This window comes from Bifidobacterium sp. VU/mBH4 (B4) (genome assembly GCF_058199535.1).
The window spans coordinates 56,701-80,758 of record NZ_JBVPQJ010000005.1 but is presented as its reverse complement, the minus strand read 5'-3'; the positions used below and the strand labels follow the sequence as shown (position 1 = coordinate 80,758).

14 protein-coding genes and 1 tRNA gene are annotated in these 24,058 nt (G+C 64.0%); 11 read left to right on the top strand and 4 right to left on the bottom strand.

Annotation, left to right across the window (positions count from 1 at the left end):
• Positions 1–27: 27 nt before the first annotated feature.
• The 3 genes from AC0AII_RS07075 to AC0AII_RS07065 all read right to left on the bottom strand — a co-directional run bounded on the left by AC0AII_RS07075 (position 28) and on the right by AC0AII_RS07065 (position 3,605).
• Complete coding sequence (locus AC0AII_RS07075) at positions 28–1,704, bottom strand: DUF4032 domain-containing protein (RefSeq protein WP_490446628.1); 1,677 nt, start codon at positions 1,702–1,704, stop codon at positions 28–30.
• A gap of 171 nt (positions 1,705–1,875) precedes the next feature.
• The gene (locus AC0AII_RS07070; RefSeq protein ID WP_144084829.1) at positions 1,876–3,003 is read right to left on the bottom strand and encodes an ABC transporter ATP-binding protein; all 1,128 of its coding nucleotides are present in this window, start codon (positions 3,001–3,003) and stop codon (positions 1,876–1,878) included.
• Between the two features lie 203 nt (positions 3,004–3,206).
• Positions 3,207–3,605 (bottom strand): carboxymuconolactone decarboxylase family protein, encoded by a 399-nt coding sequence (locus AC0AII_RS07065; protein WP_198189397.1) that lies wholly within the window; start codon positions 3,603–3,605, stop codon positions 3,207–3,209.
• A gap of 177 nt (positions 3,606–3,782) precedes the next feature.
• Here AC0AII_RS07065 and AC0AII_RS07060 point away from each other — a divergent pair, with 177 nt between their 5' ends.
• From AC0AII_RS07060 to AC0AII_RS07025, 8 genes are all read left to right on the top strand, one after another.
• The gene (locus AC0AII_RS07060) at positions 3,783–5,786 is read left to right on the top strand and encodes a serine/threonine-protein kinase (RefSeq protein WP_490446627.1); all 2,004 of its coding nucleotides are present in this window, start codon (positions 3,783–3,785) and stop codon (positions 5,784–5,786) included.
• 61 nt (positions 5,787–5,847) lie between these two features.
• Entirely contained in the window at positions 5,848–6,771 is a 924-nt protein-coding gene (locus tag AC0AII_RS07055) for a DsbA family protein (protein ID WP_198199393.1), read from the top strand.
• A gap of 108 nt (positions 6,772–6,879) precedes the next feature.
• Positions 6,880–6,953: transfer RNA gene (locus tag AC0AII_RS07050), tRNA-Thr, on the top strand.
• Between the two features lie 405 nt (positions 6,954–7,358).
• The gene (locus AC0AII_RS07045) at positions 7,359–8,762 is read left to right on the top strand and encodes a resuscitation-promoting factor (RefSeq protein WP_490446626.1); all 1,404 of its coding nucleotides are present in this window, start codon (positions 7,359–7,361) and stop codon (positions 8,760–8,762) included.
• A gap of 32 nt (positions 8,763–8,794) precedes the next feature.
• A complete protein-coding gene (gene rsmA, locus AC0AII_RS07040) occupies positions 8,795–9,676 on the top strand; it encodes a 16S rRNA (adenine(1518)-N(6)/adenine(1519)-N(6))-dimethyltransferase RsmA (protein ID WP_490446625.1) in 882 nt (293 codons plus the stop codon).
• Positions 9,673–10,593: a 4-(cytidine 5'-diphospho)-2-C-methyl-D-erythritol kinase gene (locus AC0AII_RS07035; RefSeq protein WP_490446624.1), complete on the top strand. Its 921-nt coding sequence runs from the start codon at positions 9,673–9,675 to the stop codon at positions 10,591–10,593. Before rsmA ends, AC0AII_RS07035 begins: the two co-directional genes overlap by 4 nt.
• A gap of 10 nt (positions 10,594–10,603) precedes the next feature.
• Complete coding sequence (locus AC0AII_RS07030; protein WP_029676096.1) at positions 10,604–11,215, top strand: LytR C-terminal domain-containing protein; 612 nt, start codon at positions 10,604–10,606, stop codon at positions 11,213–11,215.
• Between the two features lie 233 nt (positions 11,216–11,448).
• Positions 11,449–15,204 carry an RCC1 domain-containing protein gene (locus AC0AII_RS07025; protein WP_490446623.1) on the top strand — a complete coding sequence of 1,252 codons (3,756 nt, stop codon included), beginning with the start codon at positions 11,449–11,451 and terminating at the stop codon, positions 15,202–15,204.
• Positions 15,205–15,327: 123 nt separating this feature from the next.
• On the opposite strand, the gene AC0AII_RS07020 is transcribed toward AC0AII_RS07025, so the two are convergent.
• The gene (locus AC0AII_RS07020) at positions 15,328–16,740 is read right to left on the bottom strand and encodes a CCA tRNA nucleotidyltransferase (protein ID WP_490446622.1); all 1,413 of its coding nucleotides are present in this window, start codon (positions 16,738–16,740) and stop codon (positions 15,328–15,330) included.
• 108 nt (positions 16,741–16,848) lie between these two features.
• Here AC0AII_RS07020 and AC0AII_RS07015 point away from each other — a divergent pair, with 108 nt between their 5' ends.
• Genes AC0AII_RS07015 through AC0AII_RS07005 form a run of 3 tightly spaced genes read left to right on the top strand, consistent with a single transcriptional unit; the run spans position 16,849 to position 23,914 of the window.
• On the top strand, positions 16,849–17,490 hold the full coding sequence (locus AC0AII_RS07015; protein ID WP_490446621.1) for an NUDIX hydrolase: 642 nt from the start codon (positions 16,849–16,851) through the stop codon (positions 17,488–17,490).
• Positions 17,487–19,700: a DUF6049 family protein gene (locus AC0AII_RS07010; RefSeq protein WP_490446620.1), complete on the top strand. Its 2,214-nt coding sequence runs from the start codon at positions 17,487–17,489 to the stop codon at positions 19,698–19,700. Before AC0AII_RS07015 ends, AC0AII_RS07010 begins: the two co-directional genes overlap by 4 nt.
• Positions 19,697–23,914, top strand: coding sequence for a lipid II flippase MurJ (locus AC0AII_RS07005; RefSeq protein WP_490446619.1), 4,218 nt, complete (start codon positions 19,697–19,699; stop codon positions 23,912–23,914). The genes AC0AII_RS07010 and AC0AII_RS07005 overlap by 4 nt, the downstream gene beginning before the upstream one ends.
• Positions 23,915–24,058: the final 144 nt, after the last annotated feature.

Genomic DNA, 24,058 nt, shown 5'->3' with positions numbered 1-24,058 from the left:
CAGACCGGTGCCGCACACACTCAAGAGTCAGCTGGAGGCCCAGACCGCATCATCCTGATCGTCCTCGTCGGCAGCCGCATCCAGGCTGCCAGGGGCGTAGACCGATCTCAGCGAGCTTCGGCCGCCATTGGCGTCTTCAAAGGCCGGCTGCGACGGCACCTCCCCGCCTGCCCGATCACGGTCCTTCTGGGTGCCTGCTCCGGCCTGGCCTCCAGCATTGGTTTGGTCAGTCACCCCACTGTGAGCTGCGTCATGGCCTCCCACGTCATGGCTATTCGCATCCTTGTCAGTCCGATCACCGGCGGCTTGCTTACCCTGACCAGCCTGGGCATGGGCGTCCTGCCAACTCATCTCGTCGTCGACCACCCCGGCGTCGGCCTCTTCGTTGATGGTTTTCATGTCCTCGGAGTCCAGCCGGTACTCGGGCAGGGATTCGCTGATGTAGCTCTGCACAGCCTCGGCCATGGGCACGTCGTGGCCGGCCTTCTCGGCCATCAGCCAGCGGTGGGTCAGTACCTCATGGAAGAACTGGGCCGGTTCGATCTGCGAGCGATATTCCGGCGGAATCATGCGCACGGTGGGCTCGAAGACCTCGCGCATCCAGTCGGTAGCCACAATCTCCAAGTCCTCGCCCTGCCGCCAGGTGGATGCCCGGTAGGCATCCAGATCGTTGAGCAACCGCCGGGCCTGGTTCTCCTGCACATCCAGACCGGTCAGCCTCAGCAGCTTGCGGGAGGCGTAGCCGGCATCGACCACCCTGGGGCGCACCAGCACCCGGTTGCCGTCCTCCTCGGTCTTCATCTCCAGCTCGTCCACATCGAAACCCAGATCGTTGAGCCGGTTGACGCGCCGCTCGATCTTCCACATCTCGTCAGGATCGAAGCTGTCCACGTCCGTCAGGGCGCTCCAGAGGGAGTGGTAGCGGTCCACCAGCCGGTTGCCCACGCCGACCTCGTCCACCTCGCCGGCCAGCAGGTTGCCGGAATCCAGATCCATGAGCTCGCCGATGATGTTGGTTCTGGCCAGGTCGATGTCGTACTCGCGCTGGCCGTCGGTCAGGCTGGCGTGCAGATCGCCGGTCTCGGCATCGACCAGGAAGGCCGAGAAAGCATCGGCGTCACGCAGGAAGAGCACGTTGGACAGGGAGACGTCGCCCCAGTAGAAGCCGGCCAGATGGAGCCTTACCAGAAGGACCGCCAGAGCATCGATCAGACGCTCGGCCGTGTCCGGACGCAGGTTGCGGGCAAAGAGGGCACGGTAGGGCAGCGAGAACTTCAGGTGCTGGGTGACCAGCATGGCCTCAAGGGGCTCGCCCTCGCGAGTGTGCCGACCGGTGACCACGGCTATGGGGTTGACCGTAGGCAGCTCCAGTTTTTGCAGCTTGCGCAGGAGCTCGTACTCACGCTCGGCCACCCGCTGGGTGATCTCCTTCATGGCGTAGACATCGTCGCCCACGTGGACAAAGCGCACCACGTGCCGGGATATGCCTCTGGGCAGGTTGGCCAGCAGATCCCGGGGCCAGGTGGCCAGCGGCCGCTCCCAGGGCAGGGTGAACATCCTGGGGTTGGAGCTGGTGGCTGTGATGTGCAGGGCGGCCGGCTCCTGCTCGGAGGAGGGATCGGCCGTGGTCTTTATCGAGGTGGCTTTCAGGGCACGGGGGTCCAGAGAGGAGGCCGTCGCCCGGTTGATGTTCACACTAGTCATGCTTCATCCATCCCATCGCCGCCCATCCTATACGGGAAGAGCCCCGCACGGATGCGCCGCGCGGGGCTCCTGGTCACCCGGTCAACAAGGAAAGGAGATGATATCAACAATCGATACGGGCCCTGCGGGTCGGCGGGAAACCGTGGCCGAACTGCAGGGCTACAGGAAGACTCAGTTCAGCCGCAGCTCGCTGGCCGGGGAGAACAGGTGCATCTTCTCAGGATCGATGTGGATCTTGACCACGTCGCCCACCTTGGGCAGGTCACGCGGGTTGACACGGATGGTGGTCAGCTTGTTCTGGTCGGACATGACGATGGCCTGCTCAGCCGCGCTGTTGTCGGTCAGAATGTTGCCGTAGATGTAGCCATCGGAGCCCAGATCCTCCACGTTGGCCACCTTCAGGGAGAAGGCATCCGGCTCGTCGGCACCGGCCAGAGAAGCATTCTCAGGACGGAAACCTACGACGATCTTGCCCTGGTCGTCGGGGGTCAGCTTGTCGACGGCCTCGCGCGGCAGGCTGATGGTGTCCTCGCCGATCTTGGCCTGCCCGTTGACCACGGGGTGGATGTTGATGTTCATGGAGGGCGAGCCGATGAAGCCGGCCACAAAGACGTTCTCGGGCCGATCATAGAGCTCGGTAGGCGCACCCACCTGCTGCAGGACGCCCAGCTTGATGACGGCGATCCTGTCGCCCATGGTCAGCGCCTCGGTCTGATCGTGGGTCACATACAGGGTGGTGACGTTGAGCTGCCGCTGCAGGGCGGCGATCTGGGTACGGGTCTGGACACGCAGCTTGGCGTCCAGGTTGGACAGAGGCTCATCCATCAGGAAGACCTTGGGCTGACGCACAATGGCGCGCCCCATGGCCACACGCTGACGCTGACCACCGGACAGAGCCTTGGGCTTGCGGTCCAGGTACTCGGTCAGATCCAGCACTTCGGCGGCCTTCTCCACCCGCTGGCGAATCTCATCCTTGGGGGTGCCGGCGATCTTCAGGGCGAAGCCCATGTTGTCGGCCACGGTCATATGGGGGTAAAGAGCGTAGTTCTGGAAGACCATGGCGATGTCGCGGTCCTTGGGCTGCATGGTCGTCACGTCCTTGTCGCCAATCATGATGCGGCCCTTGTTGACCTCCTCAAGGCCGGCCAGCATGCGCAGGGTGGTGGACTTTCCGCAGCCGGAAGGCCCTACCAGAACAAGGAATTCACCGTCTTTGATGTCCAGACTGAGGTCACTGACCGAGGGCTCATCGTTGCCCGGGTAGATACGAGTGACGTGGTCGAATACCACTTCTGCCATTATTCATCCTTTCATCGGCAGGTACGTGCCGAACGATCCGTAGTGAAGGGGTTGATGTTCACTGTGGTTTCCGTCCCGGGGTCAACACCGACATCGGTATGGCCATGCGACGGTTTTCTGTTTTGTGGTTAAGAGAAACTCTCCCTTGAGCCAATGCCCACTATACACCAGGGTCTGAATTCGACCTGTGAACCCTTGCCGACTCAATCCTCGGGCTTGTCGGAATCTTCGGCATCGCGCTCGAAGACCGTCCTGGCCACGTTGATCGCGTTGATGACCCGCGGGAATCCCACGTAGGGGGCACATTGGAGTATGGCTTCGACCACGGCCGCCTTGCTCAGCCCCACATTCAAGGCTCCCTGTATGTGAACGGCCAACTGCGGAGCGGTGTCACCCTGCGTCACCAAGCTGCCTATGGTGACCAGCTCACGCTGCTGAAGATCGAGTCCTTTCCGGGTGTATATGTCGCCAAAGGCAAATTCGACAATCCAGCGGCCCAAGTCCGGTGCTATGTCCTGGAGAGAGTCAATGACGGCCTGACCACCCTTGCCATCGATAGCGGCCAAGGCCTCAGAGCCCTTTTCAAAGCGCGAAGCTTCCACGAAGCCCCTTCTTTCTGCTGTTTTGGATGTTTTCCCACCGATAATATTGTATCAACGCCTGTTTACGCATTATGCCGCTGGCTCCGATCAGGCTGCCAGATTCCCAGCGGCCGAGGACGCAAAACAGCAGGAGGGGACAATCAGGTTCTTTTCAAGCAGTCGGAGCACAATGGAGATATGAGCGATCTTGAGGGATTGGATCTGAAGCCGGGACGGCTGGTCGGGGGCTACACCCTGATTGAGCCCTTGGGCGGTGGTGCCATGGGCTCTGTCTGGCGCGCACGAGATGGCGGGGGCCAGGACTACGCCATGAAGATCCTGCGGGAGTCCCTGGAAGAAGAGAGCCAGGTGTCACCGGACAGCTCTGACGAACGTGACCGCGCCTCGGCACGCGAGCGCCTGCGACGCGAGGCACTGGCCCTGCAGCGGGTCCGTCATCCAGGCGTCTGCCGGATCGTGGACATGGAGCTTGATGATGCCCTGGCATTCATCGTCACCGAACTGATCGAGGGGCGCAATCTTCGCGACGACGTGGCCGTCAACGGCCCCTATCGGGGCGACGACTTGGAACGGCTGGCGCGGAAGCTGACCGATGCCGTCGCGGCCGTCCACCAGGCGGGCATCGTCCACCGGGACATCAAACCCACCAATGTGATGATTTCGGTCTCGGGCCCGGTGCTGGTGGACTTCGGCATCGCCATGGGCCAGGGGCAGAGCCATGTGACCCGGACCGGGCTGGTCATGGGAACCCCCGGCTTCATCGCCCCGGAAATCATCGACGGAGCCGAGGCCGATCAGGGAACCGACTGGTGGAGCACGGCCGCCGTTCTGGCCTATGCGGCCACCGGACGGGCGGTCTTCGGCGACAAACCCATGATGGCGGTTCTGGAGCGGGAAGCCTCGGGCAACGCTGACCTGTCTGGGCTGCCCGTGGGCACCATGAGAGCCCTGCGCTCGGCGCTCTCCCCCGACCGGGGGGCGCGTTGCACGCCTGAGGAGCTTCTGGAGGCCATCAGCCGGGATGCCATGGATCCGCAGGCCTGGCAGGGTGAGCAAGGCGACCAGGAACCCGGCAAGGGCAGCCAGGAGACGATGCGCCCTTTTGGCGGCGGCTCTTCGGAGGCTGAGGAGCAGACCGACTCGCCCACCATGGTCGTTGAGCCGGCCACCATGCCCATGCCGCCTATTACGCAGGCTAATCCAGACAGTCCACGGACGGCCTGGTCACAGCCTCTGACAAACGGCGAAGCCGATGAGCAGACGACCCTCCTGCCTGACTCGGAACAGCCCACCAGCCTCTTGAATCCCCTTCCAGCAGCCCAGGAACAGCAGGAGCAGACGCAGACCTGGCAGGATCTCCAGCCTGCAGCCGATCGTCAAGATCTACAAGCCACTACCGTCCAGGATCCGCTTCCGCCGGCACAGCCCCTGCCCAGCGGCTACAGCAATGACGCAAACGCCCACTGGCTGGGAGACCAGCCCCCTGCCCAGATACGACGCCTGCGCTACCTGAAGGCCGGAACCCCCTGCCTGGTCATGCTGGGAGTGTTTCCTGCCCTGCTGACAGCACTGGCTCCGGTCTCGGCCCTGGCAACCGCCGGAATCCTTCTCTGGGCCCTGAGCACTGCCGGATGGAGCATCAAAGCCCAGATCGAACGCGAGCTGCGCCGCGACGGCCCTCGGCGGGGCAGCGACCGTCTGCTGAATGCAGCTGCCCTCCCCTGGCACCTGCTCAAGGGCCTGGGGGCCGCCCTGCTGCGCCTGCCGGGCATGATCCTTGTCCAGGTTTTGGTCGCTCTGCCGCTGACCTGGGCGGGCGCCCTCACCACCGTCCGCGCAGGCCTGACCCTGGGTGAACACCTGTTGACCCTCCCCCTGCCGGCAGCCAGGCCCCTGTCCGCCGGCGGGCTGGCCATGGCCCTGGCGACGCTGGCAGGCTGGCTGTTGACGACTCTGCCCACGCAGGACCGCTCAGCCCCCAAAGCCAACAGCGGCAACAGGGTCCTGCGGCTGGCGGCGGGTCGCATCCCCATGGGCCGCCAGGATCCCACGGCGCCGGGCAACCCCCGCCGCAGGTGGATCCTGCTCCTGATCTGGCTGCTGATCATTGCCGTCCTCCTGGCCGGGCTGATCGCCCAGCCCTCCATGGACTGGGCCCCCATCCACCTCCTGCGCGCCTAAGATCGAGCTCCACCCCTGGCGGCTACACTATGCTCAGTACGCCAAGGAAAGGATCCAGGTCATGTCCAAGGGCAAGCAGAACCGCAAGGCCGCGCTCAAGGCCCAGGAAGAGGCCCGGCGGCTCCAGGAGGCCAAGGAGCGCCGCCAGCAGACCATGATCGGCGTCATCGTCACTGTGGTGCTCATCGCGCTGATCGCTCTGGGCGGATTCCTGTACTGGCGCAGCCATCGCCCGGTCAAGACCCAGGACCTGGAGCAGGCTCGTCAGGCCGTCGCAAAGGTCAAGGAAAAACCCTCGGCCGCCAATGACCAGGGCGGCTTTCTGATCAGCTCTCAAGGGCTCAACAAACCGGTGGCCAAGGCTCCGACCGTGGAGATCTACATGGACTTCATGTGCCCGGGCTGCGGCGCCCTGCATCGCGGGCTGGACTCCACCCTGACCGGTCTGGTGGATGCCGGGCAGATCAACCTGGTCATCTATCCCATGAGCTTCATGGACCGGCTCTCCACCGACAACTACTCGACCAGGACGGGCACGGCTACCATCTACGTGGCCCAACACGATCCCGACCATTTGCTGCCCTTCATCGCCAATCTCTACGCCAAGGATTTCCAGCCGGATGAGTCCGACTACCACCCCATCAGCAACGACAAGATCCGCCAACAGGCCATCAAGGCCGGGGTTGATCCCAACGTGGCCGACCAGGCAGTCAAGGGCCACTACCGGGCTTGGATCAAGGCCATGGACACCTACACCCCCCTGCGCAAGGAGCTCTGGAATCCCTCCGGATCCAACAAGGGGCAGATGACCACGCCCACGGTCCGCATCAACGGCAATTACTGGGAGCTGGGCAACCTGTCCCAGGCAGGTCTGGACTACCGCACGGGCCTGCTCAAGGCTCTGGGCCTGGATCAGTCCAAGGTGGGCGTCAAGGGCGCCATGCCCGCCATCGGCGCCTCCGGCCAACCGCGCTCGCTGGACTGAACCGGGCAGATCGAGAGCAATTTCGCGTCCAGCGTCCCCTCGGGGGCAAGGTGATGGTACGATATCATTCCGTACCGCGGCCCGGAGCTGTAATGGACCACCGGGACCGCCTCCTTAGCTCAGTTGGCCAGAGCAGCCGCCTTGTAAGCGGCAGGTCGTCAGTTCGACTCTGACAGGAGGCTCTACGCCAGGAACGAACCATCGAATTCGACTATTCAGCTTTGTCTCCGGGCAGGCTATAATGATGGACATTACCTGGATAATTACAAATACTTCCCTCGAGTAAGTCATTTCGGAGGCTCGTTCTCCGAAGTACGAACGGAGCTTTTTCCCCAACCATCTCCGTTCGTATTCGAGGACGGGATCATTCCCCTTCATTCCCGTCCTCTTGACGTTGATCCGCCGGCCCCAGGGCCCGGGTCTTGAAAAGCCGACTGACCGATGACGGCCAAGTCGGCTTTTTTGTTGCCACCCGTCTGTGACAAATGTGGATGTTTGCCCGACCTTGCTGATTGTCTGGCTTGGCTCCATGCCCGCGCCGCTAGAATTGCCAGGTACGCACAAGGCAGGAACGGGGAGGCGAGCACATGGCCAGACGCTGGACGCCGCGGCGTTTCGTCGTGCTCAGAAGGATCCGCGTGGCCTCCTGCGCACTCCTGGTCGTTCTGGCCATGGTCCTGACCTTCGGCATCACCGCCCGCAAGAGCGTGGCGTTAAGCGTCAACGGCCAGACCAAAACGGTGACCACCTACGCCTACAGCGTGGACGGCCTGCTGCGCCAGCAGGGGATCAAGGTCAAGACCCACGACCTGGTCGATTCCAGCTCCGGGGGCCAGCTGCGCAACCATGCGGCAGTCACCGTGCGTTCCGCCTATCAGACCACCATCGTCATCCAGGGCCAGCGGGTGCCCTTCTGGACCACGGCCACCAGCATGGACCAGCTGCTGGGATTCTTCGAGGAGAACCGCAAGCAGGCCATGAAGGTCACCGTAGACATAGGCAACGTCTATAACCAGCTGACCGGCGGTCTGGTCATCAACCAGGCGGGGCCGGTCACGGTCGTGGCCGACGGGAAGACCTCGGTGGCCCCTGACGGCAAGCTTCCGGCTGCCTCCATCCTGGACTCCAAGGGCATCGTGCTGGGCAAGGAGGACCGGGTCAGCGTGGAGCACGACCAAGGCGCAACCGTGCTGCGTGTCCGACGGGTCACCCACGGGAACACCCAGAAGACCATCCCCCTGGCCTTTGCTACACGTACCGTGGTCGACCCGAGCCTGGCGCCAGGCCAGACCCAGATCCGACAGGAGGGGGTAGCCGGCCAGCGTCTACAGACCATCCAGGTCACCTATGTGGACGGACAGGCAGAATCGGAGCAGGTCGTCAAGGAAGAGACTGTGGCCATGCCAGTGGACCAGGTGGTGGCCGTCGGCCCTGACAAGCCAAAGGAGGGGCAGAACAGCGGGCAGCAGTCCAAGGACAAGGGATCCGATCACGCCAAGGACACCTCCTCGCCAAGCGCCTCGCCGAACAAGGATGCGCAGTCGGGAAAGACCACTACCACGCCGCCACAGGCATCACAGCCATCAGGCTCGAATGCAACGACCAAGCCGGATCCCCCGAGCCAGGCCGAAAACACACCAGCCCCGTCGCCACCGCCAAGCCCACCGCCAAGCGGCCTTTGGCATGCAGGACCCGGCGTAGCCCAAGCCTATGCCTCGGGCGCAGCTGCTCAGCGCGGGTGGACAGGTTCGCAATTCGATGACCTGGTGAAACTCTGGAACAAGGAGTCAGGATGGCAATGGGATGCCGAGAACCTCTCCGGTGCCTACGGCATCCCCCAAAGCCTGCCGGGCTCTAAAATGAGTCAATTCGGTGCCAACTGGCGTGACGATGCTGCCATCCAAATCGACTGGGGCCTCTGGTATATCGGCCAACGATACGGAAACCCCAGCACGGCCTGGCACCATTCCGAGCAGTACAACTGGTACTGACCTCCTACTACATTCACGAGCAGCGAACCGACATGAACACTAGAAGCGAGAGCGACTGCCTTCTGGGTGCCGCCGATATCCGACGCATCGCCGACCAAGCGGGCATCCACCCCACCAAGCGTCTGGGCCAGAACTTCGTTATCGATCCAGGCACTGTCCGCAGGATCGTCCGCCTGGCAGGGGTGAAACCCGGTCAGTCCGTTTTGGAGGTGGGTCCAGGTCTGGGATCCCTGACCCTGGGGCTGCTGGAGGCGGGCTGCCTGGTGACTGCCGACGAGATCGACTCCGGATTGGCCCGTCGTCTGCCTCAGACCGTCAGCGAGCACATGCCGGAAGCCCTGGACCGGCTGACCGTGATCAACCGGGATGCCCTGATCCTGACCCCTCAGCTGGCAGGCGACGCGGGCAGAACCGCCGACCTGACCCTGGTAGCCAACCTGCCCTACAACGTAGCCACTCCGATCATCCTGACCCTCCTGGCCCGGTTCGCCAATCTGAGCCGGTTCCTGGTCATGGTCCAGAAGGAGGTGGCGGACCGTCTGACGGCTGGCCCGGGTTCCAAGGTCTACGGCACCCCCAGCCTGAAACTGGCCTGGTACGGCCGTGCCACCCAAGCGGGAAGGATCGGACGTCACGTCTTCTGGCCTGCTCCCAATGTCGACTCGGCCCTGGTCTCCTTTGTCCGTAACGAGGAAGGGCACATCGGCGAGGACGAGCACACCCGGATTCGGGTTTTTACTCTGATCGACGCTGCTTTCGGCCAGCGCCGCAAGACACTGCATGCCGCCCTGAAAGGCCTGGTGTCCCCCGAGGCCTTCAAGGCGGCGGGCATCGATCCGAGCCGACGCGGAGAGACCATGACCATTGCGGAATTCGCCGCCCTGGAGCGGGCTGGCCGCGAGGTGGACGCGTGAGCCCGGCCGTCGGCAGGGAGGGAATCGCCCTGGACTGCCCGGCAAAGATCAACCTGCTGCTGCGGGTCGGACCCGCCCGAGCGGATTGGGGTGGCCGTCACCGCCTGGACACCATCTACAGCGCCGTAAGCATCCTGGACAGAGTGGAACTGCGCCCAAGAGAGCCTGGCAGTGGCTTCCGGCTGCACATGGAGGGGGAGCATCTGGGCGATCTGGCCAACAATGACGCTGATCCCCATGCAAATCTGGCTGTCAAGGCCCTTCTAGCCATGGCTCAGGCCACCGGACACCAGCCGGATGTGGCCATCCGCATCATTAAACGGATACCGGTGGGTGCCGGGCTGGCCGGGGGATCCACGGATGCGGCCGGAACCATGCTGGGCCTGAACCGGCTCTGGAAGCTGGAGCTGGGCGCGGCTGATTTGGATGAGATCGCCGCCGGCCTGGGTGCAGACCTGCCCTTCTGCCTGCATGGTGGCCTCAGCCACGGCTCGGGTTTCGGCCAGGTTCTGGAGCCCTTGGATCCGACAAGCGCGCAGGCTCGAAATTTGCGCAATGCCGGACTGACCGGCCGCCTGCTGATCGGCGCCTATGAAGACCAGCTGAGCACGGCCCAGGTATACAAGGCCTTCGACGCAATCGGCCCCAGCCCCGGCGACCTGAACGACCTGCAAAAAACCGCCTGTGCTCTTCACCCACGCTCGCTCCTGGCTCTGGATCTGGCCAGGCGGGCAGGGGCAGGGCCGGCTTTCGTCTCAGGATCTGGCCCATCGGTGGTGGCTATGGTTCCTCACTTAGACCAGGCGGCTACGCTGATAAGACTCTGGCGGGAGCAGAATGCCGTGGACAGGATCATTGAGGCTGACTCGCCAGTCCTGCCCAGGATGGTCCCCCTGCGAGTCACCCATGGACAGTAGAGTAGACAACATGACGAATCCCGAACCACTCGACGAACGCGAGGCCCGCAGGCAGTTCGTACGACGGCGGCAGAAGATGGTCTTCACTATAGCCGTCAGCGCCCTGGTGGTCATCCTGGTCATCTGTGGTCTGATCATCTTCGGGTCCATCGGGCATACCGCCAAACACGCCACCATCGCTAAGCCCAACTATGGGGTCGCCGTGCCCTGTCCGCCCGACAAGTCCAAGCTGGTCAACCACCCCGACATCCGTGTGCGGGTGCTCAACGGAACCAACAAGTCCGGTCTGGCCACTGCCCTGGCGTCGGCCCTGCGCAATCGGGGATTCAACATGCAGGATGTGGCGGACTATCCGGGCAAGACCGAGACAGCGCGTACCCAGATACGCTTTGGCGCCTCGGCCATTGATCGCGGCTACACGGTGGGGTCCCAATTCAACGATGCCGTTCTGGTCATGGACGACCGCAGCGACGATCTGATCGATGTGGTCATCGGGGCAACCTTTACCGATCTGAACGACGAGGACAGCACCTCTGTCGTAGGCCGTAACATCAAAGCCATCAAGGGCTGCCTGGCCGACCCCTCCTCCCTGAAGAACCTGCCCAAGGCTCCCAAGGCCTGACACCGCAGCAATGTTGCCGGCCTGGCATCCCGCCCAGGAGCGCAGACCCGGCTGTTGTAGAACCTTCAACCGGAGGCGTTTGCGCGCATGGTATGGTAGTAGGTGTAACACCTTGGGGTCGTGGGTGTTTGGGGACTTGATACAGTTTCTTAGTACAGCTTTTTGCTACAGTTTTGAGTGCGATGTCCGGGGGATGCTGTAGCAGGCTCTGCGAAGAAGGGGGTCGACTCATCATGCGTCAGCGTTCGGGCATGGCAGCAGCAGCCCTAGCCTTTCTCCTAGCCCTGTCCTGCACACCCGCTTTGGCCGGGAGCACCGGCAGTCCATCCGAAGCAGCCACGCCCACCACCCTGGACAAACAGCAGGGGGATGATAGCCCGCAGGCCGTATCGCCGTCCTCCTCCCCACCAACGTCCTCCCCACCAACGTCCTCACCCCTGCCAACGTCCTCACCCCTGAGCCACACGACCCCGATGCCTTCCTCACCCACGCTCGACACTGCCGGCGATGCTGATGCCGTCCAGGCCCGGTCCTCCACAGCCTGGACGGTCAGCTTCGACACGGCAGGCGGCGGCAGCGTTGGCAGGCAGACCATCCCCGACGGGGGCCAGGCCAGTCGGCCCAGCCCCGACCCCACCAGGGACGGATATCTGTTCGACGGCTGGTTCCAAGGCGACGTCGCCTACGACTTCACCCAGCCCGTCACCGGTAGCATCACCCTCACCGCCCACTGGACCAAGGGAGACGGCCATTGGGCCATCAGCCCCAGCCAAGGGCCCATAGCCGGGGGCGCCAAGGTCACTCTCACCCCGCCCGCGCAACGCGGCATCAGACTCAGCCAGCTCAGCATGGGCGGCCTTCATTCCGCGGCCATCAGCTCGGACGGCAACCTCTACACCTGGGGAGACAATGGCGCTGGCGAGCTGGGCGACGGCACCAACACCAACCGGTCCACACCAGTCCAAGTCAAAAAGCCCAAGGGCACGCCGGAAAAATTCATTTGGAAAGAAGTCAGTATAGGCTGGGACCATTCTGCGGCATTCGGTTCGGACGGCAACCTCTACATCTGGGGCCAAAACGGCCGCGGCCAGCTGGGCGACGGCACCACCACCAAGCGGAACACACCGGCCCCGGTCGACAAGCCCCAAGGCACGCCAGCAGGATTCACCTGGAAACAATTCACCCTAGGCGACTTGAGTACCGCAGCATTCGGTTCGGACGGCAACCTCTACATCTGGGGAAACAACCAGTATGGGCAGCTGGGCAACGGCACCACCACCAACCAGACCAGGCCGATCAAGGTCGACAAGCCCCAAGGCACGCCAGCAGGATTCACCTGGAAACAGGCCAGCCTTAGCTGCAATCATTCCGGAGCTATAGGCTCGGACGGCAACCTCTACACCTGGGGATGGAACTTCAGCGGCCAGCTGGGCGACGGCACCACCACCGACCGGCACACGCCCACTCTGGTCAACAAGCCCCAAGGCGCACCCGCCGGGTTCACCTGGAAACAGGTCAGCATAGGCTGGCAACATTCCGCGGCAATCGGCTCGGACGGCAACCTCTACACCTGGGGGCAGAACTACAGAACCCAGCTGGGCGACGGCACCAACACCGACCGGCACACGCCGACCCTGGTCAGCAAGCCCCAAGGCGCACCCGCCGGGTTCACCTGGAAACAGGTCAACCTAGGCGACTGGCATACCGAGGCGTTGGGCTCGGACGGCAACTTCTACATCTGGGGAAGCAACGAAAACGGCCAGCTGGGCGACGGCACCAACACCACCCGGGGCAGGCCAATCCTGGTCAGCAAGCCCCAAGGCGCACCCGCCGGGTTCACCTGGAAATACACGATCCCAGGATGCAACCATACCGCAGCGATCGGCTCGGACGGCAACCTCTACACCTGGGGAGTCAACGGCAACGGCCAGCTGGGCAACGGCACCACCACCAGCTGGAATAGGCCGGGCATGGTCAACTTCCCCGGCGCCGTCACGCCCACCACCGTCCTGTTCGGCCAGGCCAAGGCCACAGGGATCACGGCCAACCAAGACGGCACCTGGCAGGTATCCACGCCCAAGCATGAGCCCGGGGGCGTGGACGTGACGGTCGGCTGGAGCCGGAACGGGCCGCAGCCGGACGATCACCTGCAATACACATACATCGCCCCCCAATACCAAGTCGGCTTCAATTCCAAAAACGATTCCTGCCCCACCCCCACGGGCATGCCCCCCAGCCAGTCCGTCACCCAGGACGGGCAGGCGGAACGCCCCTACCCGGACCCGAGGGCCGAAGGCTGCCTGTTCGACGGCTGGTTCCAGGGCGATGTCGCCTACGACTTCAGCCAGTCAGTCACCCATGACACCACCCTGACCGCCCACTGGACCAGGGAGGACACGCAACACTGGTCCATCAGCCCGGATCATGGGCCCGAGACCGGCGGCACCGAGGTGACCCTGACTCCGCCCGCACAGCGAGGCATCAGATTCAACCAGATCAGACTGGGCTACAACCATTCCGCAGCCATCGGCTCCGACGGCAACCTCTACACCTGGGGAGGCAACGACGACGGACAGCTGGGCGACGGCACCAACACCAGCCGGAGCAGGCCGACCCTGGTCGACAAGCCTCAGGGGGCGGCGGACGGGTTCACCTGGAAACAGGTCATCCTCGGCGGCTGGCATTCCGCAGCCATCGGCTCAGACGGCAACCTGTACGCCTGGGGAGACAATGGCAGTGGCCAGCTGGGTAACGGCACCACCACCAACCAGAACAGGCCAGTCCTGATAGGCAAGCCCGATGGGGCACCCAAAGGATTCACCTGGAAACAGGTCATCCTGGGTGGCTTTCATTCCGCAGCCATCGGCTCCGACGGCAACCTCTACACTTGGGGGTACAACGAGTACGGTCAGCTCGGCAACGGCACCACCACCAACCAGAACAGGCCAGTCCTGATAGGCAAGCCCCAAGGCGCACCTGAAGGATTCACCTGGAAACAGGTCAACCTAGGCGGCTGGCATTCCGCGGCCATCGGCTCCGACGGCGGCCTCTATACTTGGGGAGACAACCAGTACGGCGAACTAGGCGACGGCACCACCACCAAGCGGAACATGCCAGTGCAAATCGGCAAGCCCCAAGGAGCGCCAGAAGGATTCACCTGGGCACAAGCCAGCCTAGGCGAACATCATTCCGCGGCCATCGGCTCCGACGGCGGCCTGTACACCTGGGGAAGAAACTCCGAGAGCCAGCTGGGCGACGGCACCACCACCAATCGGCAGACGCCAATTCAGATCGCGAAGCCCAATGGATTCACTTGGGCACAAGCCAGCCTAGGCGACGGGGATTCTGTAGCTTCCGGATCCGATGGGAACCTGTACGCCTGGGGATGGAACATCAGCGGCCAGCTGGGCGATGGCACCACCACCGACCGGCAGACGCCGACCCTGGTCAGCAAGCCCCAGGGGGCGCCCAAGGGATTCGCCTGGAAACAATCCGGCGTGGGATGGTATCATTCCGCAGCCATCGGCTCCGACGGCCAGCTTTACACCTGGGGAAACAACGGCAACGGTCAGCTGGGGCGCGCCCCCTCCAACGCCTGGCCGGCCAGCCGGCCGGGACCGGTCGGCTTCCCCGGAGAGCCGCAGACCACCAGCGTATGCTTCGGACAGAATCAGGAGCAGGGCACGTGCCTCGCCGCAGGCAAGGACCTCAAGCCCAGCCCCGACGGCACCTGGAAGGTGACCACTCCCCCTTACACGCCGGGGCTGACGCCCGTGGCCATCGACTGGACCCAGGACGGCAAACAGCAGGAAACCGACAAGGGCAACACCTACCGGTACCTGCCCATCGCCAGCCTGCCCCTGACCGGAGGCGACGGCATGCTCCTTCTACTCGCCACAGGACTTCTCACTGCAGGAGCCGCCATAGCCGCCAAAAGCCGCCAAAAGCAGGCCCGTACGACAGACAGCATGATCACTTCACACAAGTAAGCAACAGCCTGGGCCACACAACAATCACAGCCAATACCAGCCTGGCACCTGATGACCAGGCAAACATCTTCCACATATAATCCGGCGGCAGCCGAACCTGCAGAATGCGGACCAGGCCTGGCCCTAGCTCTGGCTCTGCCACCAGTCCCGCAGCTCCTGCTCGGCTGTCTGCTGGTCGACCGGGCCCTGATCCAGGCGGTAGTCCAGCATGTGCTGATAGGCGCGTCCCACCTGCGGTCCCGGCTTGAGGTTCAGAATCTGCATGATCTGTTGTCCATTCAAGTCGGGCCGAATGGCGTCCAGATCCTCCTGCCGACGCAGTTGAGCCACCCTGTCCTCCAACTCGTCCATGGCGGAGGAGAAGACCTGAGCCTTGCGCTTGTTGCGGGTGGTCGCATCGGCCCGGGTCAGGCGATTGAGCCGCTCATAAAGCGGACCGGTCTCCCGGGCGTAGCGGCGTACGGCCGCATCGGTCCACCGCTCGTCCACATAGCCATGGAAACGCAGGTGCATGGAGATCAGGTCGCAGACATCGGCGATCAGGTGGTGGTCGAAGTGCAGGGCCTTGAGGCGCTTGCGGGCCAACCGGGCCCCGACCGCGTCGTGATGATGGAAGCTGACCTTGCCACCGGGCTCAAAGCGTCTGGTGGCGGGCTTGCCGATGTCGTGCAGCAGGGCGGCCAGTCGCAGGGTCAGGTCCGGGGCGGGCACAGGTCCGTCAGGTCCGGTCTCCAGGGCGATGGCCCGGTCCACCACCATCAGGGTGTGCTCGAAGACGTCCTTGTGCCGGTGATGCTCGTCGATCTCCAGCTGCAGGGCTGGGACCTCGGGCAGAACGATGTCAGCCAGGCCGGACTGCACCAGGGCCTCGATGCCCTGGACGGGGTGGTCGGACAGCATGAGCTTGGTCAGCTCGTCGCGAATCCTCTCGGCCGAAACGATGCTGATTCGATCGGTCATGCGGGTGATGGCCTCGGCTGTCTCCGGTGCGATAGTGAATCCCAGCTGGGCCACGAACCGCACGGCCCGCATCATCCGCAGGGGGTCGTCATCGAAGGACTGACGGGGGTCCACCGGGGTCCGCAGCACCTGCTTGGCCAGGTCGTTGGCCCCCCGGTAGGGATCCACAAAGACCAGGTCGGGCACCCGCAGGGCCATGGCGTTGACGGTGAAGTCGCGCCGCGAAAGGTCGCCCTCAAGGCTGTCCCCATAGTCCACCTCGGGCTTGCGGGAGTCGGGATCGTAGGTGTCTCGCCGGTAGGTGGTCACCTCCACCTTGACCTCGGTTCCGTCAGGACGCCGCCGCAGCGCGCCCAAGGTGCCGAATTTGCGCCCCATGTCCCAGAAGCCTGACCCCCAGTGACGCAGGATGGGCTCGAACTGCTCGGGCCGGGCCGAGGTGCAGAAGTCCAGGTCGTGGGAGGGCCGGTGCAGGAGCAGATCGCGTACAGGACCCCCTACCAACGCCAGTTCAAATCCCTGCTCGGCGAAGAGGCGCCCGAGCTCGATGGCCTCCGGCCAGACTTGGAAATCCACGCTCACCCTTTCCTACGGAGTTGATGCGCCTACTAGCATACCGTTACCCCACCTGCACATTACCTTACGTAAAGTTGGAGTATGATTACGCCCGCGGACATGGCGCGCATGCTTGCACATAGCGCCGACTCTGCGGACACCCATGCCCGCGGACAGCAGGGGCGGGACCACCTGGTGGAAACCGTAAGCGAACGTCTGGATCCGCGGGTTCGCGAGCGCATACAGACCGGGGACGACATACCCACGCCTGCCCTCATGCCCCGGCATAAGCATGCCTCAGGGCCTTCCACCTTCGCCTCCCTGGATGCCCAGGAACTGCCCGTAGTGCGCGAGTATTCAGCGGGTGGACTGATCTTCGACCGACACGACCGGGTGGCCATCATCGCCCGGCACTCCCGCTCGGGCCACCTGGAATGGTGCCTGCCCAAGGGGCATATCGAGAAGGGGGAAACACCCGAGCAGACGGCCGTGCGCGAGGTCCACGAGGAGACGGGGATACTGGGCAGGGTGACCGACTCCATCGCCACCATCGACTACTGGTTCACCGGAACCAACCAACGGGTCCACAAGCTGGTCCACCATTTCGTCCTGCGGATGATCGGCGGATCCCTGAGCGTGGAGGGCGACCCTGATCATGAGGCCGAAGATGCCATCTGGGTGGACTTTTCCGACCTGACCTCGGTGCTCAGTTACCCTAATGAGCGTAAAATAGCCTGGCTCTACGCGAGGAAGTACAAAAAACAGCCATGATCCAGACCCCCCTGCGCCCGAGCGGGCGCACCAGCCAGCGCACCCATGCCTTCAACCGATGGGCCCGGTGGGCTCGAATCCTACCGGCGATCATCCTTCTGCTAGCCCTGGTGATGACCCCTGGGCTTTCAACACCGGCCCTGGCTGCCCCCAGTCATCAGAACTCGGCCGAGGTGGCTCTGCGCTGGTCGACGCCTGTGGTAACCGACAAATCCGGTTATGCCCTGCGCGCTACGGTGACCAACACCGCGAACCAGCCCATGGAAAATGCCCATCTGAGCGTGTCCACCAGCGCCCTGTACTCTTTCAGCTCCCGGGCCGACATGCAGGCCTGGTCCGAAGGCCACGCCCGCATCCCCACCCCGGACGTGCTGGGCACTCAGAGCGTGCCGACAATCCCGGCCGGGCAGAGCATCGAGGTTTCAGTCAACGTGCCGGCTGATCAAGATGCGATCAGGAAGATGACCAGCTGGGGGCCCAAACCCGTCCGGCTTTCTTTAAGCGACGGCCAGAGTCGGGTCCTGGGTGACGTGTTCACCTTTCTGACCCGGACATGGGATGGCCTGCCCACTGCAGGCACCCCCGCCCTGTCGCTGACCATGGTCATGCCGCTGATCTCCTCGGACTGGAATATTGACGACAAGGCCATGACAGCGCTGATGACCCAGCCCGGTGCAGAATCCGAGTCAGGCCCGGGCAAGGATAAAGACCAGAGCGTGACACTGACCCGTCAAGGGAGCCGCCGTCAGGAAGATCAGAGCCAGCTGCTGGCTAAACATGGGTCCCTGCAGGCCTTGGGCGATCCGGTCTACCTGTCAGCCTTCGCCAACCGCCCCAAGATCCAGGGGCTGATTCAGCCAGCCGACTTCGACATCACCGGATACGCCTCCCAGAACCAGGATCGCTATGCCAGGGCCGGAGTCACCCCCGAGTCCTGGAGCGCCCAGACTGCAGCCAAGCTCTATCCTGATGCCGCTTCCGGCACATACGCCTGGCAGGGCAAGCAGGAGTGGACCATGGAATCCATCGCCGCAGCCCGCCGCGCCGGCTACCAGACGGTCATTGCCCCGCAAGGCTTCGAGGTGGGAGCCGGCACCTCCGCCCACACCGGCAAGTACACCATCGACACCCAGGCCGGAAAGGTGACTGTCCTGTCGGCCCAGCGCGAACTCAGCAACCTGGCCAGGGGCAACCCCAGCTCCACCCGAGCCACCGGGGAGCAGACCCAGGCAGGGCAGACGGCGCGCTTCATGGCCCAGAGCGCCTTCTATCAGATGGAACAGCCCTACGCCGAACGCTCCCTCCTGGTCTGCTTCGATGCCGATCAGGACACTCAGCAGGCGGACAGGATCATGACCGAGCTGGAGCACGCTCCCTGGATCCACTTGGAACCCATGGACAATCTGATGCGAGCGCCCGACTTCACCGGCGGCTCATCGGGCCTGCTCAAAGCCCTCGAAGCCGATGACGGTCAGGACGGCGCCAAGCACGGCGACAGCTCGACAGCCACCTTGGACTCTCTAATCGCCAGCAGGGCGGACATCGACCGGTTCGCCTCCTCCATTCTGGCCGACAGTCAGCAGGCCTCCCAGCCCACCGCCAGCGCCACGACCGGCAAGACCGACAGCCAGGCCTTGGCCCGACAGGATGCTGACGCCACCGCCCGCCAGCCCAAGGATCCACACCAGTGGCTGAACCGGCTGACCGCCGCCCACGACGATCTAGCCCTGAAGTCCCTGGGCGGAACCGCAAACGCCGCCGGCCTGGCCGATCAGGCAGGTGCCATATCCCACCGGCTCCTGGACGGCATCAGCATCACGCCCAGCGAGTCCCTGAACGTGGTCAGCGAGACGGCTTCCATGCCCGTCACCGTCAGCAACAGCCATCCCTACCCGGTCCACGCCCGTATCAGCGCCCGCACCGATTCCATGGAGATCGTCACCTCGCGCATGGCGGATGTAGTCATTCCCGCCCGCTCCGAGGCCCAGGTGACCTTTAAGGTCAGAGTGGCGACGGCCGGCAGGGCCAACGTGGACATCGGCCTGCTGGACAGCCAGGGCCGTCCCTTCGGTCAGATGCGCCGGGCTCAGATCACCAGCAACCTGCGTTTGAGCGACATGAGCGGCCTGCTCATCATTGTCTTCGCCGTACTGCTTGGGCTCCTGGGGCTCTGGCGGCAGTTCCACCGCACGAAGGACCCGGACGAATGAGCTCCGTAGGGCGCAATTCCGCCATCATGGCCACGGGCACCGCGGCATCCCGGGTGACCGGGCAGATCCGCACCATCCTATTGGCAGCCGCCATCGGCACCACCGGGATCGCAGCCGATGCCTACCAAACCGGCGCCATGATCCCCCAGGTCATGTTCACCCTGATCTCGGGCGGCATCTTCAACGCCGTCCTGGTTCCGCAGATCGTGCGCACCCTCAAGGAGCGGGACGCAGCTGACCGGCTGAACAAGCTGATCACGGTCGCCATGGTTCTCCTGGCCCTGCTGACCCTGTTGCTGATGCTGGGCACTCCGGTGCTGACCACCATCTATCTGAATTCCAAGTGGAACCCCGCACAGCGGGCCCTGGCCAACTCCTTCACCCTCTGGTGCATGCCCCAGGTTTTCTTCTACGGGCTCTACACGGTACTGGGCCAGATCCTGGCCGCCAAGGGCCGGTTCACCGCATACGCTTGGAGCTCGGTGGGCGCCAACCTGATCAGCTGCCTGGGCTTCCTGGTCTTCATCCTCCTGTTCGGCAACGCCCGCAGCCAGCCGGTCGGCTTCTGGGACAACGGCAAGGTGGCCCTGACCGCCGGAGCCTGGACCCTGGGGGTGGCCTTCCAGGCGCTGGTCCTCTTCATCCCCCTGATCATGAGCGGCTTCCGCTACCGACCGCGCTGGGGTCTGCGGGGCATCGGCCTGCGATCCATGGGCTCGGTGGCCGCCTGGAGCATGGGTGTGGTAGTCATCGACCAGCTGGCCAATGTGATCAACGCCCGCATCAACAACGGCGCCCCCCTGGAGGGCAACCCCTTGGACATCGCCGGCAACGGCTCCTACCAGAACGCCTACACCCTCTTCATCCTGCCATACTCCCTGGTGGCCGTCTCCGTCAGCACGGCCATCTTCCCCAAGCTGTCCAAGGCGGTTTCGGACGGCCGCATTGGGGATGCCCGCGAGGATCTGAGCCAGGCCCTGCGCAATGTCGGGCTGATGATGTTCTTTTTCACTGCGGTCATGCTGGCCATTCCGGTGCCCATCACCCGTGCCCTGCTGCCCTCCGTGGGCGTCCACGAGGCAGTCCTGATCTCGGGACCCCTGATAGGCCTGTCCCTGGGGCTGGTGCCCATGAGCGCCTTCCTGCTCATTCAGCGCACCTTCTACGCCTTCGAAGACGGACGGCATCCTTTCATCTTCGCAGCCGTCTCCAACACCATCCAGGTGGTGCTGGTCCTGGCATCCATCCGTCTGGCCCCTCCCCGCTATTGGGCGGCCCTGGTCGGACTCAGCCTGTCCTTGAGCAACATCCTCAGCTTCCCCATGCTGGCAGGCATGCTGCGCAGACCCTTCCAGGGATATTTGGACGGTCGGCGCATTCTTAGCACTTACGCCAAGGCTTTTCTGGCGGCGGGCCTGGCGCTGGCAGCCTCCCTGACGGTCAAGGCTCCGCTGACCCGCCTGGTCGGCGCCTGGGTCCAGGACCGGCAGGGCCACATGAGCTGGGTGCAGGCGCTCTTTATCTGCGTGGTCATCACCCTGCTGACAGCGGCCATCTACGCCGTGACCCTGGTCGCGCTGCGCACCGAGGAATTCACCCGGCTCATGGTCGACCTGGCCCGCCGTCTGGGCAGGACGGCGCGGCACCCGGTCCGCAGCCTGGACGCCTTGGAGGGACGGCCCTCCCGGCTGGCCGACCGCTCGGTCAGGGTGGTGCACTCCTCCTCCCCTGATTCCACCCAGCCTGGCATGGACGCGGCTCTGGAGAACTTCGAAGAGACCCGCGAGCCCGGCACTGATGGAGAATCCGCGACAGCCGGGCCCCCACCGGCTCCTCCGGCCCCGCAACCCGTTAGGATTGTGCCTAGGAACAGCACGGTCCACCACGGCGTCGCCAACCACAGGCGACGCCCCACTTCTGATGAGAGCTCGGCAAGCATGAACGCGCATATCGGAGACACCATCCTCGGCAGATACACCTTGGTCACCCTGCTCCGCCGTGCCAACGGCCTGAGCGTCTGGCGGGCCAAGGACAAGGTTCTGGACAGGGACTGCCAGCTCTTCATCGTCGGCGATTCGACCTGCATGGACCTGATCAACGTCAACGCCTCCGGCCTGGCGCTGAGCAAGGATCGCCGATTCACCCCGGTCTACCAGCTGCACACCCGGGACGGGGTCTCCATGATCGTCACCGCTCCCGATGCCGGCATGTCCCTAAGGGACTATATGCACGGGCCCGCCGGCGAGACGCTGAGCGACCGGGCCATAGGCACCATCATGGGCGAGATCACCGAGGCCATGCGCACCCTGCATGCCGCCGGCATGGTCGACTATGCCGTCTCAACCAGTACCATCAGGCTGGCGCCGGCCTCCATCACCCTGGCAGATGCCCCCATCTCGCCCATGATCGCGCACCCGGCAGTCCCGAACGAGATGGGATTGACGGACGAGGAGCATGCCATACGCGAACTGGCTGGCGTGCTCTATGCCATGCTGACCCGCCGGCCCGACCAAGACGGGCGGCAGCCCAGCCTGCAAGAGCTTCCCAAGCACACGCCCGAGGAGTTCAGGATCATCTGCATGCGCGGACTGGGACTGGCCGATGGCCAGGGAGCCAAGCCAGTGCCTCTGGTCACTCTGGCCGAGCTGTCGGCACTGCTCAGCCCCTGGATCCCTCCCGAGGAACTGACCGACAGCGATCTGATCTGGCCTGAGATGGACGGCCGCGCATCCATCGAGACCGTGGCTCTGAGACCGGTGGATCCCAAGGATGTGCTGCCCCTGCCCGATGGGCTGACCTCCTCCGCCCTGCCTGCCGCACAGACTGTGACCCATCATGAGCCGCACTGGAAGACCAACCAACTGCTCTTCCCCGGCCGGGGCGAAATCGAGATGCTCAATCCCGAAGATACGGACACCGACCTCTTCTCGCTCTTCGACGAACGCCAGCGGCTGCGCTCGCTGAACAGCCGCTCCCGCAGGACCGCAGCCATGGATGTGAGCGCACTCAGGATGACGACTGCCAGGCCCGCTGCCTTACATGACGAGGAGTCCAAGGCAGTGACCGGGCGGATGCCAACCGTGGGCGACGATCAGCATCGGCCGCCCGAGGCCATCAGCGGCAGCGGCGTGACCGCCGACAACCCCGTGGAGCGCGGCTTCTCCCAGTGGGACTTCGACAAGTCCGGCGACGAGACTGGCGAACGTCAGGCCAGGGCGGCATCCAGCCGAACCGCCTCGCAGACCGACCCACAGAGCAATGGAGACTCACACGCCCGGCGCGAGGATGGGGCCGAAGCACCCGACGGTACCCATGCCCGCGTGGCCAGCGGCTCGACCGACCAGGCATACGAAGAGCGGCAGAATGCCCACTCGAATCAGCATGCCGAGCGAGCGCCCCGATCTTCCAAGAAGCGCGATATTGATGAGGAAGAGCAGCAGACCACGGTCATGGAGCCCCTGCCCCCCAGCTTCACGCCTGAGATCCACTCCATGCCGGCGCCGGTGACCTATTCGGAACTTCCGGACGATAGCCAGGACGAGGATCTGGATGACGAGACAGACATGGCCGACACCCGTCTATTCGGCCGTTTTACGACTCGCTCCGTAGTTATTGCGGTAGCGGCCGCAATCATCGTAGTGGCCTTGGTTTGGGCGATCTCGACTATCTCCGGCTCTCGGCCCAACGCCGGCAAGGAGGAGGGCGGCTGGCCGGTCATGTCCAACGTCCCCTTCCCCGGTGGGACTGATGGGGACGAGGAGGCGACAACTTCCAACAATGGCAAGGCCAAGGCTAACGGCAAGGCCAAGGCCGGAGCCGACAAGGTCAGCCATGCCGACAAGGAGGCCAAGAAGGTCCCCGACCCGCCCAAGCCCAAGAACACCACAGCCTATCAGTCGGATCGGCAGCTCTTCCTGAACAAGCCCGCCGGCCTGCAGGGATTCGGATGGTACATGCACCTGACCAAGCCGGAGGAAGTCTCCCGCCTGACCATCGTCATGCCCCAGAGCGGCGGCCATGCTCAGATCTACGCGAACTCCACAGCGGCCCAGCCCAACCAGGGGCAGCCGCTGGCCGACTTCAGCTTCGATCCCTCGGGCACCACCCAGGTCACCCTGCGTGAACCGGTCACGACCCAGGACCTGGTCGTCTGGGTGCCCATGGACGGCATGCCGGGCAACTCCCTACGCTTCACGTCTGTCCAGGCCTTCTAAGCAGGTCCGTCACACGTCCTTGGCGAAAAACTTGGCTGTTCATCCTTACCGCTGCCTTGCTGTTGCCGATCTTCAAAGCAGCTAGGATTGATAGTTCCTGGAAAATGGGCAGGAATCCCAGGCGGGGTTCCGACCATGGGTGTA